Origin of the sequence: Rhodococcus (subgen. Prescottella) equi (assembly GCF_003013675.1) — a bacterium.
Lineage (GTDB): Bacteria > Actinomycetota > Actinomycetes > Mycobacteriales > Mycobacteriaceae > Prescottella > Prescottella equi.
Genome location: NZ_CP027793.1, coordinates 3,712,469 through 3,726,889, shown reverse-complemented (window position 1 = coordinate 3,726,889; position 14,421 = coordinate 3,712,469). Strand labels below are relative to the sequence as shown.

Annotated in this window: 16 protein-coding genes; 9 read left to right on the top strand and 7 right to left on the bottom strand. The window is 68.9% G+C overall.

The annotated features are described in order from the left end of the window. The first annotated feature begins 56 nt into the window (after window positions 1–56). Together C7H75_RS17380 and C7H75_RS17375 are read left to right on the top strand one after the other, a co-directional pair. Window positions 57–308, top strand: a complete 252-nt coding sequence (locus C7H75_RS17380) for a biotin/lipoyl-binding carrier protein (protein ID WP_106851636.1) — start codon at window positions 57–59, stop codon at window positions 306–308. 28 nt (window positions 309–336) lie between these two features. Beyond that, a complete protein-coding gene (locus C7H75_RS17375; RefSeq protein WP_106851635.1) occupies window positions 337–1,848 on the top strand; it encodes a sensor histidine kinase in 1,512 nt (503 codons plus the stop codon). 89 nt (window positions 1,849–1,937) lie between these two features. On the opposite strand, the gene C7H75_RS17370 is transcribed toward C7H75_RS17375, so the two are convergent. Beyond that, window positions 1,938–2,192: a WhiB family transcriptional regulator gene (locus tag C7H75_RS17370; RefSeq protein ID WP_005518766.1), complete on the bottom strand. Its 255-nt coding sequence runs from the start codon at window positions 2,190–2,192 to the stop codon at window positions 1,938–1,940. A gap of 338 nt (window positions 2,193–2,530) precedes the next feature. After that, window positions 2,531–3,487 (bottom strand): diacylglycerol/lipid kinase family protein, encoded by a 957-nt coding sequence (locus tag C7H75_RS17365; RefSeq protein ID WP_106851634.1) that lies wholly within the window; start codon window positions 3,485–3,487, stop codon window positions 2,531–2,533. Window positions 3,488–3,532: 45 nt separating this feature from the next. Between C7H75_RS17365 and C7H75_RS17360 the strand changes: the two genes are divergently transcribed. Beyond that, window positions 3,533–3,955: a hypothetical protein gene (locus C7H75_RS17360; protein ID WP_005518768.1), complete on the top strand. Its 423-nt coding sequence runs from the start codon at window positions 3,533–3,535 to the stop codon at window positions 3,953–3,955. A gap of 13 nt (window positions 3,956–3,968) precedes the next feature. On the opposite strand, the gene C7H75_RS17355 is transcribed toward C7H75_RS17360, so the two are convergent. After that, window positions 3,969–4,457, bottom strand: a complete 489-nt coding sequence (locus C7H75_RS17355) for a GNAT family N-acetyltransferase (RefSeq protein WP_106852033.1) — start codon at window positions 4,455–4,457, stop codon at window positions 3,969–3,971. 23 nt (window positions 4,458–4,480) lie between these two features. Further along, on the bottom strand, window positions 4,481–5,095 hold the full coding sequence (locus C7H75_RS17350) for an acid phosphatase (RefSeq protein WP_106851633.1): 615 nt from the start codon (window positions 5,093–5,095) through the stop codon (window positions 4,481–4,483). A 55-nt stretch (window positions 5,096–5,150) separates the two neighbouring features. Here C7H75_RS17350 and C7H75_RS17345 point away from each other — a divergent pair, with 55 nt between their 5' ends. Continuing rightward, on the top strand, window positions 5,151–5,954 hold the full coding sequence (locus C7H75_RS17345) for a ParA family protein (RefSeq protein ID WP_013416719.1): 804 nt from the start codon (window positions 5,151–5,153) through the stop codon (window positions 5,952–5,954). A gap of 15 nt (window positions 5,955–5,969) precedes the next feature. Here the strand turns inward: C7H75_RS17345 and C7H75_RS17340 are convergent, their stop codons facing one another. Both C7H75_RS17340 and C7H75_RS17335 read right to left on the bottom strand, forming a co-directional pair. Then, complete coding sequence (locus C7H75_RS17340) at window positions 5,970–7,184, bottom strand: Rv3212 family protein (RefSeq protein ID WP_081120613.1); 1,215 nt, start codon at window positions 7,182–7,184, stop codon at window positions 5,970–5,972. 20 nt (window positions 7,185–7,204) lie between these two features. Beyond that, complete coding sequence (locus C7H75_RS17335) at window positions 7,205–8,842, bottom strand: DEAD/DEAH box helicase (RefSeq protein WP_081120612.1); 1,638 nt, start codon at window positions 8,840–8,842, stop codon at window positions 7,205–7,207. A 370-nt stretch (window positions 8,843–9,212) separates the two neighbouring features. Between C7H75_RS17335 and C7H75_RS17330 the strand changes: the two genes are divergently transcribed. Together C7H75_RS17330 and C7H75_RS17325 are read left to right on the top strand one after the other, a co-directional pair. After that, the gene (locus C7H75_RS17330; RefSeq protein WP_005518776.1) at window positions 9,213–9,893 is read left to right on the top strand and encodes a ferritin-like fold-containing protein; all 681 of its coding nucleotides are present in this window, start codon (window positions 9,213–9,215) and stop codon (window positions 9,891–9,893) included. A gap of 106 nt (window positions 9,894–9,999) precedes the next feature. Then, the gene (locus tag C7H75_RS17325; protein WP_022597096.1) at window positions 10,000–10,230 is read left to right on the top strand and encodes a DUF3107 domain-containing protein; all 231 of its coding nucleotides are present in this window, start codon (window positions 10,000–10,002) and stop codon (window positions 10,228–10,230) included. Between the two features lie 67 nt (window positions 10,231–10,297). Here C7H75_RS17325 and fasR read toward each other — a convergent pair whose 3' ends face one another. Beyond that, window positions 10,298–10,969, bottom strand: coding sequence for an HTH-type transcriptional activator FasR (gene fasR / locus C7H75_RS17320; RefSeq protein ID WP_013416717.1), 672 nt, complete (start codon window positions 10,967–10,969; stop codon window positions 10,298–10,300). A 360-nt stretch (window positions 10,970–11,329) separates the two neighbouring features. On the opposite strand from fasR, the gene C7H75_RS17315 reads away from it, so the two are divergent. From C7H75_RS17315 to moeZ, 3 genes are read left to right on the top strand one after another with little or no spacing between them, the layout of a single operon-like run. Beyond that, complete coding sequence (locus tag C7H75_RS17315) at window positions 11,330–12,418, top strand: DUF3152 domain-containing protein (protein WP_013416716.1); 1,089 nt, start codon at window positions 11,330–11,332, stop codon at window positions 12,416–12,418. 9 nt (window positions 12,419–12,427) lie between these two features. After that, complete coding sequence (locus C7H75_RS17310; RefSeq protein WP_013416715.1) at window positions 12,428–13,183, top strand: beta-phosphoglucomutase family hydrolase; 756 nt, start codon at window positions 12,428–12,430, stop codon at window positions 13,181–13,183. 42 nt (window positions 13,184–13,225) lie between these two features. Further along, window positions 13,226–14,404 (top strand): adenylyltransferase/sulfurtransferase MoeZ, encoded by a 1,179-nt coding sequence (moeZ, locus tag C7H75_RS17305; RefSeq protein WP_044991363.1) that lies wholly within the window; start codon window positions 13,226–13,228, stop codon window positions 14,402–14,404. Window positions 14,405–14,421 lie beyond the last annotated feature (17 nt).

The window sequence follows — 14,421 nt, the reverse complement described above, 5'->3', positions numbered from 1 at the left end:
GTTCGAACTCGGGTTCGTCCTAGTGTTTCACGTGTGGTTGGCTGTGGTTCCATTGGCTGGTCCGCGACCGTCCACGAACAGTGAGGTGCCAGGTGGCAGAAGATGTGCGCGCCGAGATGGTTTCGACCGTTTACCAGGTCGTTGTCAGTGCAGGCGAAGAGGTCGACGAGGGCGACACCCTGGTGATCCTCGAGTCCATGAAGATGGAGATCCCCGTTCTGGCCGAGGTCGCCGGCAAGGTGACGTCCGTCGACGTGAAGGTAGGCGACGTCATCCAGCAGGGCGATCTGATCGCCACCATCGGCTGAACCAGAGAAGCGATTCGGAGCCTGGCACATGTCGACCCTGAGCGACCTGCTCGCCGAGCACACCGACCTTCCCGGTAACGCGGTAGACCACCTGCAGCAGGTGGTCGGCGAATGGCAGTTGCTCGCGGACCTGTCCTTCGCCGATGTCCTGCTGTGGGTGGCCACCGAACGACCGGAGGGCAACGACGGCGCAATGCCGGGGACCGTCGTGTGCGTCGCGCAGTGCCGGCCGACGACCGCCTCCACGGCGTTTCCCGACGATGCCGTCGGGTCCGTGGTCTCGGAGTCCGAGCACCCGCAGGTACTGCGGGCACTCGTCGAGGGCGAGATCGTCAGCGAGGTCGACCGCACGTGGCGCGGGGGAACCCCGCTCCGTCGTGAGGCGGTCCCGGTGCGCTGCGACGGCGAGGTGATCGCCGTCCTCAGCCGGGACACCAATCTGGCGCAGCAGCGTGCCCAGAGCCCACTCGAGATCGCGTATCTCGATTGCGCGGCGGACCTGTGCCAGATGATCAGCGAGGGGACGTTCCCCAATCCCGAGACGCGCTCGGACACCAATTCGAGCCCCCGCGCGGGCGACGGTTTCATCCGTCTCGACCCCGCAGGCCGCGTCGTCTACTCGAGCCCCAACGCGCTGTCGGCGTATCACCGCATGGGGCTGAACACCGATCTGGTGGGCAAGGACCTGGCGTCCACGACGCGCTCGCTCATCAACGACCCGTTCGAGTCGCAGGAAGTGGCCGACTACATCAGCGGCACGCTCGGCGGTCGGCTCGGCCACCGGATGGAGATCGAGGCCCGCGGAGCCACCGTCCTGCTCCGGGCGCTCGTGCTCAAACCGCGCGGTCAGGTGGTCGGCGCTGCCGTGGTCATCCGCGACGTCACCGAGGTCAAGCGGCGAGACCGCGCGTTGCTGAGCAAGGACGCGACGATCCGCGAGATCCACCACCGGGTCAAGAACAATCTCCAGACGGTCGCCGCGCTCTTGCGACTGCAGGCCCGCCGGACCGAGAACGAGGAGGCGCGGCAGGCGCTCAGCGAGTCGGTCCGCCGCGTGACTTCCATTGCGCTGGTTCATGATGCGTTGTCGATGTCGGTGGACGAGGAGGTCGACCTCGACGAGGTCGTGGACAGCCTCGTGCCGATCCTCGCCGACGTCGCGTCGGTGAACATGCCGATCAAGATCGAGCGGGAGGGCAGTCTGGGGGTGTTCTCGGCCGAGCGGGCGACGCCTTTGGTGATGGTGCTGACGGAACTCGTGCAGAACGCGATCGAGCACGCCTTCGAGCCGGGGGAGTCGGGAACGGTGTATCTGCGGGCGGACCGTTCCGCGCGCTGGCTCGACGTCGTCATCCACGACGACGGCCGTGGACTGCCGCCGGGATTCAGTCTCGAGAAGTCGGACCGTCTGGGGCTCCAGATCGTGCGGACCCTGGTGGGCGCCGAACTGGGTGGGTCCCTCGGGCTGCACCCGTCGCCGGACGGCGGAACCGACGCCGTGCTGCGGGTGCCGTTGGGCCGCCGCTCACCGCGCGGCTGACCGACCTTTCTTACGTTCGCGTCACGAAACGCGTGGAAAGCAGGAGGGCCCGGCACCGATAGGTGCCGGGCCCTCCTGCGAAAGCCGTATCAGACCGCGGTGCGTGCGCGCGTGCGGGCGTTGCGGCGCTTGAGGGCGCGACGCTCGTCTTCGCTCATGCCGCCCCAGACGCCGGCGTCCTGGCCGGACTCGAGGGCCCAGGACAGGCACTCGGCGGTGACGGGGCAACGGTTGCAGACAACCTTGGCATCAGCGATCTGCGCAAGGGCCGGACCGCTGTTTCCCACGGGGAAGAACAGTTCGGGATCCTCGTCGCGACAGATTGCAGTGTGACGCCAGTCCATCCTTCTACTCCTTAACTGGGTGCAATGTGCACCGTTATGTATTCACAAGTTCATGGGCGCTTACTTGGAAGTTTCAGCGCTGTTACTTGTGAATGCTTTCACGAACCCAGGGGAAGTCAATAGAAATCGGTTGCACCGTGGGCAAGCTCACTCGGTTAGGCTCCCCTATGTGGGCCCTCGTCCTTTCTACACCCACCTGCGGGTTTGCGCACCCCATCTGGACATTTGGGTCCAGCGCGGTGGCCGATCGGACGGCTGAGGGGTCCCGATCGGTCGTTCGATTCAGTGGAACGGGGCCGCGGCGGTGCCTCTGCGGGGGATCCTGGGCGCCGCGCGGATCAGCGCGGCGCGGGGGCCACGACCTCGAGTGCGTCGGGCACGGCGACGAATGTCACATCGGTTCGCAGGCCGATATAGTCGCCGTCCATTTGCAACCCGATGGGGGAACTCGAACGGATATGGATTTGCGGAACGTCGTCGAATCGAATCAATGAATGTGATTTAGGCGATAATCCGGCCGAAAGTAGTTGACGAACTACGCGAAGGCTGGCAAAGACGCGCATCGTGCGCATCGCGAACAGGCCGAGGCCGGTGTCGAAGCCGGTTCCCGGGTTGGTGTGCACCTCACGCCTGTTCAGGTACGTCCACGGTGTCGAGTTCGAGACGAACGCGTAGTGGATGCCGTCGATGGGGTCGCGATCCGGGACCTCGACAGTCAGAGTCGGCTCCTCGCACTTCGCTCGGAAGAAGGCGCGGACGGCGTGACGCACGTAGCGCCCCGGCGTCACCGCCTGCCCGTTGTTGCGGCCCTTGTCGACGGCTTCGCAGACCTGCGCGTCGAGGCCCATCCCCGCATTGAAGGTGAACCAGCGGTTGTCGCAGTGACCGAGGCCGATCGTCCGGCGCCGGCGCGCGGCCAGGAGGTCGATCAGCTGATTCGTGGCGTCGACCGGGTCGGGCTCGATGCCCAGCGAGCGGGCGAAGACGTTCGCCGATCCACCCGGGACCACCGCGACCAGCGGTATCGGCCCGATCGGAACGGACCGCATGGATCTGGGGTGCGGCTCGCCGAGCAGACCGTTGACCACCTCGTTCACCGTGCCGTCGCCGCCGTGGACGATGATCAACGCGACCCCGTCGGTGCGGGCCTGCGCCGCCAGTTCGCCGGCATGTCCGCGGTGGGTGGTGTGCGCGACGTCGAGGCGGACCCGACTCGACAGCGCGTGTGCGAGGAGGTCTCGTCCCGCGGGAGTGGTCGAGGTGGCGTTGGGGTTGACGATCAGCAGCGCGCGCACGGGGCATCAGCCTAGCCGGGTCCGGTCGATGTATAGGCTGGCTGCGTGTCGAATCAGCCTGCACCCACCCCGACTCCCAGCACGGTCCGGCGGGCCGGCGTGCTCGTCGCCCTCGAAGGCGCGGTTGCCGTCGGTTTCGCGATCTTCCTGGTGGTGCGGGGTCTGCTCGGTGCCGACCAGAGCGTCACGAGCGGCTACGGCACCGCCGCCTGGTTCCTGATTCTCGGTGGCGCCGTACTGGCGGCCGGCGTCGCACTGCTGCGTGGTCAGCGTTGGGGCCGAACGATCGCCCTCATGGCGCAGCTGCTGCTGTTGCCCGTCACGTGGTACGTGCTCACCTCGCACCGCTGGTTCTGGGGCGTCCTGCTCGGCGCGGTGGTGCTGGCGGCGCTGGCGATGCTGTTCGCCGGCAGCACCTCCCGCTGGATGGCCGAGGCCTACGGGGCTCCGGACGCAGACGAGGAATGAGCGCGGCGGCCGATCACGACACCCGGGCGGCGAGAGCCGCCAGCGGGTCGCCGGTGAGCCGGTAGGTCGTCCACTCGTCCTGGGCGACCGCGTCGAGTGACTCGTAGAAGCCGATCGACGGCGTGTTCCAGTTCAGCACCGACCACGACAGCCGCGTGTATCCCTTCGTCACGCACTCCTCGGCGAGCGTCGCCAGCAGCGCCGTGCCGTAGCCGGCACCCCGGTGCTCGGGCGTGACGTACAGATCCTCCAGGTAGATCCCGTGCACGCCGTCCCACGTCGAGAAGTTTCGGAACCAGATGGCCGTCCCCACGACCGTCGGCCCCTCCGGCGTCGGCACCTCGACGACGTGGGCGAACACCGCGGGCTCGGGGCCGAAGAGAGCGGCGGCGAGCTGCTCGGGAACCACGGTGCACTCGTGCCGGGCCTTCTCGTACTCGGCGAGTTCGTAGATCAAGCGGGTGACGGCGTCGACGTCGGCGGGCGTCGCACGACGGATCACCGCGGTCTGGCGCGTCGATTCACTCACTGGAGGCCTTCTCTCGGGGTCACGTTGTGGGCTCGGATGGTGCGGAACCCGTGCTCGTAGGACAGGACCGTGTGCGCGGCGGGATCGAGTAGGAAACGTCGCCCCTCGGTCACGGGCAGCTCCACCCAGCGCGCGATCACAGCCCGCATGAAATGGCCGTGTCCCACCAGCACGACGTCGCGGTCCGCGAGAGCCGCCTCGGCGGTGTGCACCACCATGTCGGCTCGGGAGCCGACCATCTCGTGGGTCTCGCCGCCCGGGCAGGGGTGGGTCCACACCGTCCAATGGGGGACCTGCTCGCGGATCTCGGGGGTGGTCAGGCCCTCGAACTCGCCGTAGTCCCACTCGGTCAACGCGTCCCAGTGACGGTCGTGGGTCAGCCCGGCGAGCGTTGCGGTGACGTGCGCCCGGCGTCTGGGGCTGGTGACGACGAGCGGATCGTCCAGCGCGAGTTCGGTCAACTGCGCGCCGACCGCCCGGGCCTGGGCCGCGCCGCGCTCGGTGAGAGGGACCTCGGTGGTGCTCGTGTGCCGGCCGAGGCGCGCCCACTCGGTCTCCCCGTGTCGCAGCAGAACCAGTCGGCGCTCGCGTGGGGTCATGGAATCAATCATGCCGGGTGCGCTCGAACCCTCGCCTTCGGGCCTCGAGTACGCAAGGATCTAGGCCGTGACGACGGTACTGGCTGTAGCGAATCAAAAGGGTGGGGTAGCCAAGACCACGACGGTCGCGTCTCTGGGGGCGGCGCTCGTGGATCTCGACCGGCGGGTGCTGGTGGTGGACCTGGACCCGCAGGGATGTCTGACATTCTCGTTGGGGCACAACCCCGATCGGCTCGAGGCGTCGGTGCACGACGTCCTCACGGGCGACGTCCCGGTCGCGGACGTGCTGCTCGACACCGACGACGGCGTGAAGCTGCTCCCCGCAACCATCGACCTCGCGGGCGCGGAGGCGCTGCTGCTGATGCGCCCGGGCCGTGAGTTCGCGCTCAAGCGTGCCCTCGCGCCGGTGCTCGACGACTTCGACGTGATCATCGTCGACTGCCCGCCGTCGCTGGGGGTGCTCACCCTCAACGGATTGACCGCGGCGCAACAGGTTCTGGTGCCGTTGCAGTGCGAGACGCTCGCGCACCGTGGCGTGGGGCAGTTGTTGCGGACCGTGTCCGAGGTCCAACAGATCACCAATCCCGACCTGGTTCTGCTCGGTGCGCTGCCCACCCTCTACGACGCGCGCACCACGCACAGCCGCGACGTCCTGTCCGACGTCTCGGATCGCTACGACCTTCCGGTGCTGGCCCCGCCGATTCCTCGGACGGTGCGGTTCGCGGAGGCGTCGGCGTCCGGCGCGACGGTCCTAGCGGGACGCAAGAACAAGGGTGGCGAGGCGTATCGTCAACTGGCGCATCATCTTTCGGCGCACTGGACCGGTGACGCCGAGCTCGTCACCTTCTCGCCGTACGAGGGAACTGCCTGACCGTGCCCGCGTGACTCAGCGCAGCGCGACGACCTCGTCGCCGCGTTGCTCGAGGACGATGTCGCCCAGGACCGATGTCGCGATCGGGCCGGCGTCACTGTCTCGGGTTACGGGAATCCGCGCCCGCTCGGTGCCCGTGGCGGGATCGAGGACGGCGATCGCGCCGGGTACCGGAACCAGCAGTGATCCGGCCATGATCGCGCCGGGGCCCAGAGCGCCGGTCATCGTCCACTTCGGCGCCAGTTCGCTGGTGGAGAGCGCGATGAGCTCGGTACCGGTCCACCACGTGAAGACGGAACCGTTGCGGGCGGCGGTCGCGCCGTCGGCGACCGGGGTGGTGGCGGGGTGCGACGCGATCTCGGTGCCCTCGCCGTCGACCACGGCGATGCGGGCCTCGGAAATCGGTCCGGCCGGCAGGTACACCGCGGTGCGGTCGCCGGACGCCGCGACGAGCCGGGCCCCGGACGTGTCGGCGCCCGGCCCGGTCAGCAGCGTCGAGCCTGCCTCCTGCGGCTCCTGATTGTCCTTCGGGGCTGCGTCGAGGACGCTGATCCGGTCGCCGGCCTCGCCGGGGCAGTTCATCAGCACGGTCACTCGGGTGCCGCCGGCTGCCGCCGACTTCAGGGAGCAGTCGGGGCGCGGTTGCTTGCCGGGGTTGATCGGCGCGTCGACCCGTCCGAACTCGAGCGTGCGGACCAGGTCGGACCGCCACAGTTCCATCCGCTCCGAGCCGCGGGACACCACGTACGTGCCGTCGTAGGAGAGGGTGACCGTGTCGTCGGCGTCGCTGGAACGCTGCGCCTCACGTTGTCCGGTCGCTCCGTCGAGTTGGGTGACCTGGCTGCAGCCCCGCTGATCGCGATAGACCGCGACCACCGTGTTCCAGGCTCCGATCGCGCCGCACAGCGGCATGTCCCGCTGGTACCGCCACCGCTCGGTGCCGGTGACGGGGTCCCGCCCGAGAACCGTTCCGCCGTCGGCCGTCGCAACCGTGCCGTCGGCGACGATGGGGGCGGCCGATTCCGGGCTCGCGGCACGCCAGATCTCGGTCAGCGACGCGGGCGGGGACAGGGGAGTGTCGACCGTGGACGCGGGAGCATCCGCGGTCACCGAGGTGGTACCCCGAGCGTCGCTCCGAATCCAGATCACCGCCGCGGCGACCGCGACGACGATCGCGATGGTCGCGGCGACGGCGACGTCCAGACGGGTACGACGCTCGGGTGCCAGCACAGGTGGCAGGTTACCCCGAACTACTCGGCGGCTGCCGTGACGCTCACGGGCTGGGAGTCGGTCTGCGCCGGTGCGCCCTCGGCGGATGCGGGACGACGGCGGCGACGACGGCGACGCGGCGCGGAGCCGGCCTCGTCGGTCGTCGACGAGGCGACCTCGGGGGTCTTCTCGCCGGACGTCGCGGTCGCGGCGGCCGACGCCGAACCGTCGGTGGCCTTACCGCCACGGGTGCGGCGGCGCGAACGCTTGGGAGCGTCCGACTTCTCCGACTTCTCGGCCGCCGGGGCGTCCTTGTGCTCCTTGGCCGGACGCTCGGCGCGCGGCTTGCGGATCGAACCCTTTGCGTCCGTGGGGATACCGAGGTCCTCGTACAGATGCGGCGAGCTCGAGTAGGTCTCGACCGGGTCGGGCACACCGAGAGCCAGAGCCTTGTCGATCAGCTGCCAGCGGGGGACGTCGTCCCAGTCCACGAGCGTGATCGCGATACCGGTGCGACCGGCGCGACCCGTGCGGCCGATGCGGTGCACGTAGGTCTTCTCGTCTTCCGGGCACTGGTAGTTGATGACGTGCGTGACGTCGTCGATGTCGATGCCGCGGGCCGCGACGTCGGTGGCCACCAGGACGTCGACCTTGCCGCTGCGGAAGCCGGCGAGCGCCTTCTCGCGGGCGATCTGGCCGAGGTCGCCGTGCACGGCACCGACGTTGAACCCGCGCTCGTTCAGGTCGTCGGCGACCTTCTGCGCGGTGCGCTTGGTGCGGGTGAAGATCATCGTCGCGCCGCGGCCGTCGGCCTGCAGGACGCGGGCCACCATCTCGGCCTTGTCGAGTGCGTGGGCGCGGTAGATGTGCTGCGTGGTCCGCTCGTGGACGGCGGACGAGTCCGCCTCCTCGGCGCGGATGTGCGTCGGCTGCGTCAGGAACGTGCGCGCCAGCGTGATGATCGGGCCCGGCATCGTGGCCGAGAACAGCATCGTCTGCCGCTTGTCGGGCACCATGCCGAGGATGCGCTCGATGTCGGGAAGGAACCCGAGGTCGAGCATCTCGTCGGCCTCGTCGAGGACCAGGACGCCGACCTTGCCGAGGATCAGGTGACCCTGGTTGGCGAGGTCGAGCAGGCGGCCCGGGGTACCGACGACGACGTCGACGCCCTTGCGGAGCGCGTCGATCTGCTGCTCGTACGGGCGGCCGCCGTAGATCGACAGGACCTCGAGGTTCTTCTCGCCGGACTTCAGGTACTTCGATGCGTTCTCGAGGTCCTGCGTGACCTGGACGCACAGCTCGCGCGTCGGCACGATCACGAGGGCGCGGGGTGTGCCGTCGAGCGGGGTGGTGCCGGAATCGGCGGTGGACACCCGGTGCAGGAGCGGAATACCGAAGCCGAACGTCTTGCCCATGCCGGTGCGGGCCTGACCGATGAGGTCGTCGCCGGCGAGGGCGAGGGGGAGCGTCAACTCCTGGATGGCGAACGTGCGCTCGATGCCGATCTCGGCGAGCGCCTTGACGATCTCGTCGCGGACGCCCAGCTCGCCGAAGGTCGGCGGGGTGTGCGTCTCGTCCAGCTGCGCGGACAGCGTGGTCTCGGTTGCTGCGTGGTTACTGTCTTCGTGGTCGATCGTGATCTTGCTCAGGGAACTGGCCTTCCTCGTATCGGCACGCACGCACGAGGTAAGGGGCCAGGCCGTAAGTCGGCCGATGTCGGTGCCCTCTTGTGCGGTGGCCCAGCCTCCGTCTCAGCGCGGAGATCGCGTGGATCTCGGCGAGACGCGGCGAGCGCCGTCGATCAGGTGCGCGCACATTATCTTCGGGAGTCCGTATCCGTTTCGCGCCCGAATCGTTCGAATCCAAACTCGAATTCGGCACTCCGGATGTCGTGCTCCGGTACCGGGACCAGCGCGGAAATATCGGTCTCCCGACACAATTGTAGCGGCCCACCCCGTCACGCCCGACACCTGATGGCGCAGATCACGTATCCGGGCGAGTCCTGTCGCTCCCGGGGGTACGTCACAGGACGGATTAGGCTGTGGCGTCATGGGAGCCGATTCACCGACGTCGTCCGTGCCCGCCATCGCTGCCGACCACCCGGGTGTGGCCGAGTTGTTCGCAGTTCTCGCGTACGGCGAGATCTCCGCGTTCTATCGCCTGGCGGAGGACGCCCGGATGGCTCCCACGCTGCAGGGACGGGTCGCGCTCGCGAGCATGGCCGCCGCCGAGATGGGTCACTTCGAGACGCTGCACAGGGCGCTCACGGACCGGGGCATCGAGGTGTACGCGGCCATGGACCCGTTCGTTCGTGCCCTGGACGCCTACCACGCGTCGACGGACCCCTCGACGTGGCTCGAGTCGCTCGTGAAGGCGTACGTGGGTGACGGCATCGCGGCCGACTTCTACCTCGAGATCGCGCACTCGCTCGATCCCACGGTGGGCGGGATCGTCCGCGAGGTGCTGGCCGAAGTGGGCCACTCGGAGTTCGTCGTGCAGGAGGTTCGTGCCGCGGTCGCCGCGAGCAAGAGCGAGAAGGACCGGCTGATGCTGTGGGGTCGCCGGCTGCTCGGGGAGGCGATCACGCAGGCCCAGTTCGTCCTCGCCCGCCGCGAGGACCTCACCGACCTCGTGATGACGGCGACCGGCAGCCTCAACGGCGTCGCCGCTCTGTTCGACAACATGCAGGCGAAGCACGCCGAGCGGATGGCGGTGCTGGGCCTGGTCTGAGCGCGCTGTTCGCTCTCAGCACAGCGTCGCGGCAGGCCCGGGCGGGCAGCGCTGCATTAACCTGGCCGGGACAGCTTCAAGCGCTCGGAGAGTTCGGAGGTTGACCGTGGAGGTCAAGATCGGTGTAACTGACAGCCCGCGTGAGCTCGTCGTCAACAGCGTCCTCACGCCCGACGAGGTGGAGGCGCACGTGACGAAGGCGCTCGGAGACGCGGGCGGTGTGCTCTCGCTCGTCGACGAGAAGGGACGCAAGTTCCTCGTCCAGGCAGCGCGGATCACCTACGTGGAGATCGGTCCGTCCGACAGCCGCAAGGTCGGGTTCGCGCCGACCAGCTAGATCCGGATGTACGCGAAGGGCGCGGAGTCTTCGAAGACTCCGCGCCCTTCGCTCGTCGGCGGACCGACTACTTGGTCTCCGCGTGCAGCGGCACGTGGGAGAGGCCACCCCAGGCCAGAGCGACGGTGGTGTCGACCGCCTCCTCCTTGGGGATCGGCCGCGCAGCCTCGAGCCAGTACCGTGCGGTGAACTGGCTCGCGCCGACAAGGCCGACGGCGAGGATTCGAGCGCGGTACGGATCGAGTCCCGAGTCGTGCGCGACGAGGTCGAACACGGCATCGACGCAGGCCTCGGTGGCCTGCTCGACGCGACGTGCCACCTGGGGCTCGCCCATCAGGTCGGACTCGAACACCAGACGGAAGCCCTGGGTGTCGGTGTCGACGAAGTCGAAGAATGCCTGCACGGCCGCCCGGACGCGCTGCCGGTTGTCGGTGGTCGACCGCAGTGCCTGCCGCACTCCCGAGATCAGGGTGTCGACGTAGCTCTGCAGCACCGCGACGTACAACTCCAGCTTGCCCGGGAAATGTTGGTACAGGACGGGCTTGCTCACGCCGGCGCACTCGGCGATCTCGTCCATGCCGGCGGCGTGGTAGCCGCGGCTGACGAAGACCTCGCTGGCGGCCGCGAGCAACTGAAGACGCCGCGCGTCCCGGGGTAGCCGGGTGTTGCGGCGGGTGCCCTGACCGTTTGCGGTCGTGGCGGCGCGATCGGAGTGTGTCCGATCCGCGAGTTCAGTCATGTCGCTCCCAATCTGCACAAAGAGCCCCGCTTCGTTCGGTGTCCGACCTCTCACGAACGCCTCGGGGCAAGATAAATCATTTGCACGATACCCGGACGCTTCTCGGCCTATTTCGCTGTACTGAACTTGTCGTCGACGCGCCGTGTGCCGGGCACCGTCACGCCCCCTGTCTGCGAGTATTCCAGGATTCCCCACGCGGGACACGGCGGCGCGGTGAGCGGTCGCCCGCCGGCGGTGACGGTGCGGGGTGGCGCGGGAGCTGTGCAGCGGCCGGTGGGGCACCTCACACACGGGGGTCGTGCCCTCCGGATTTCCGGCGCGCCGGGTGAACCGTCGGGCGGTCTGTGAGATTCTGGCGGGGTGACTGACCGAGGAGGACCGCGCCTGGGGGGCACAGTTCCCGAGGCGTCCGACGACCCGAGATCCGGTGACTACCGGGCCTCCGGCATCGACCCCGGCCGGGTACCCGATCCGCACGAGCCGCTGCGCGCGCTGTGGGATCCGACCCGCCGGAACATCGGTCGTCCCCGGGCTCCACGACCCGAGCGGGACGTCCGCAAGCAGAGCAAACTCGGCAGGTTCGTCTCGATGTACGGGTGGCGCGCCTACGCGATCCCGGTCCTCCTGATCGTCACGGTGCTGGTGCTCGTCGACGCTGTCCGCGGGATCGGTGATTCCGACTCCGCGGCCTCCGACGACCCCGGATTCGGTGTGCTCAGCCACGAGGACGGCACCGACATCGTCGGCGTCCCGCCCCTCGCGGACGGCAATTTCGCCGACACCGTGCCCGCCGGTGCGCTGCCCGACGGCGGGCCGTTCACCGCCACGGGAGCAGGCACCTGGCACGTGGTGCCCGGCACGACCGGCCAGGTCGGGCAGGGCACCGAGCGCGTGTTCACGTACAGCGTCGAGGTCGAGGACGGAATCGACACGGCGGGTCTGGGCGGCGACGAGGCGTTCGGCCGGATGGTGGACCAGACGCTCGGCAACCCCAAGAGCTGGACACGGGATCCGCGATTCGCGTTCCGGCGCGTCGACGCGACCGATCCGCTACTGAAGAACGGGAACGGGCCGGACTTCCGGATCTCGCTGACCTCGCAGATGACGATCCGCGAGGCCTGTGGCTACGACATCCAGCTCGAGGTGTCCTGCTTCAACCCGGGTATCGACCGGGTGGTGCTCAACGAGCCCCGCTGGGTGCGCGGCGCCACCGCCTTCCAGGGCGACATCGGTTCGTACCGGCAGTACCAGATCAACCACGAGGTGGGGCACGCCATCGGGTACCAGGCGCATCAGCCGTGCGAGACCGACGGCGGGCTCGCGCCGGTGATGATGCAGCAGTCGTTCGGCACCGCCAACAACGACATCGCCAAGCTCGACCCGGAGGGCGTCGTCCCGATGGACGGCAAGGTGTGCCGTTTCAATCCCTGGCCGTACCCCCGAGGCTGAGGACCGACCGTGACCGCCGCCGGAGCCGCCCGCATCGGGGACGCCGTGTGCGCGGGATTCCTGTTCGACATGGACGGCGTGGTCACCGACACCGCACGCGTGCACGAACGGGCATGGAAGCGACTGTTCGACGGATTCCTGGCCGAACGGGGCCGCGGCGAACCACCCTTCACGTCCGACGACTACCTGCAGTTCGTGGACGGCCGGCCACGCGTCGACGGCGTCGCGTCGTTCCTGGCCTCCCGCTCGATCGACATCCCGCACGGCCGGCCGTCGGATCCCCCGACCGAGCACACGGTGTGCGGACTGGCGGCCCGCAAGGATGCGATGTTCGGTCACGAACTCGAGGAGCACGGGGTCGAGGCGTTCCCCGGCACCGTCGCACTCGTCCGGAGACTGCGAGCGGCGCGCGTGCCGGTCGCGTTGGTGACCGCCAGCCGCAACGCGGTCCGCGTGCTCGACGCGGCCGGCCTGACCGACCTGTTCGACGCCCGGGTCGACGGCGTGGACGTCGACCGCTTGGCGCTCGCCGGTAAGCCGGAGCCCGACACGTACCTGGAGGGCGCTCGGCGACTGGGGTTGTCCGCGTCGGAGTGCGTGGTGCTCGAGGATGCGCTGGCCGGCGTCGAGGCGGGCCGGCGTGGGGGCTTCGGGGTGGTCGTGGGCGTCGACCGTGCTCATCATGCGGACGCGCTCCGGGAGGCCGGTGCGGACGTCGTGGTGTCCGACCTGAGCGACCTCGAGGTGAGATTGCCGACCGCCTAGGCTGGACGACGAGCGTTGACCGGTCGAGTTCAGGAGCGTGTGGTGTCCGCGAAGAGTCCGCTTCCCCCTCTGGTGGAGCCTGCGGCGGAGTTGAGCCGCGACGAGGTGGCCCGCTACAGCCGGCACCTGATCATCCCGAACGTGGGTACGACGGGACAGAAGCGGTTGAAGAACGCCCGCGTGCTGGTCATCGGAGCGGGCGGGCTGGGCTCGCCGACGCTGATGTACCTCGCGGCGGCGGGTGTCGGCACGATCGGCATCGTCGACTTCGACGTCGTCGACGAGTCGAATCTGCAGCGTCAGGTCATCCACGGCACCGCCGACGTCGGACGGCCCAAGGCGCAGAGTGCGCGGGAGAAGATCGTGGAGATCAACCCGCACGTCGACGTCCGCCTGCACGAGTTCCGGCTCGACGCGTCCAACGCCGTCGAACTCTTCGGCGAGTACGACCTGATCCTCGACGGCGCCGACAACTTCGCGACGCGCTACCTCGTCAACGACGCCGCCGTGCTGGCCGGGCGCCCGTACGTGTGGGGGTCGATCTACCGGTTCGAGGGGCAGGTGTCGCTGTTCTGGGACGCCGCCCCCGACGGGCGCGGCATCACGCTGCGCGACCTGTATCCGGAGGCGCCGCCGCCGGGCACCGTGCCGTCGTGCGCGGAGGGGGGCGTGCTCGGCGTCCTGTGCGCGTCGATCGGGTCGATCATGGCGACCGAGGCGATCAAGCTGATCACCGGCATCGGGGAGTCGCTGCTGGGCCGGCTGATGATCTACGACGCTCTCGCGATGAACTACCGGACCGTGCGGCTCAGCCGCGACCCCGACCGGGTGGCCGTCACCGAACTCGTCGACTACGACGCGTTCTGCGGGGTGACGTCGGTTCCCGAGGCCGAGCGCGACGCCACGATCACCCCGCGCGAACTGCGCGCGCTGCTCGACGCGGGTGCCGATATAGCGATCGTCGACGTGCGGGAGCCGGTGGAATGGGACATCGTGCACCTGCCCGGCGCGACCCTGATCCCCAAGGACCGGATCCTGTCGGGGGAGGCCCTTTCCGAACTACCGCAGGACAAGCGGATCGTGCTGCACTGCAAGACCGGCATCCGCTCGGCGGAGGCGTTGGCCGCGGTCCGCAAGGCCGGGTTCGCCGACGCGGTGCATCTGCAGGGCGGGGTCGTCGCATGGGCGAACCAGGTCGACCCGTCCCTCCCGGTCTACTGAACGTCCCCACGGATCCA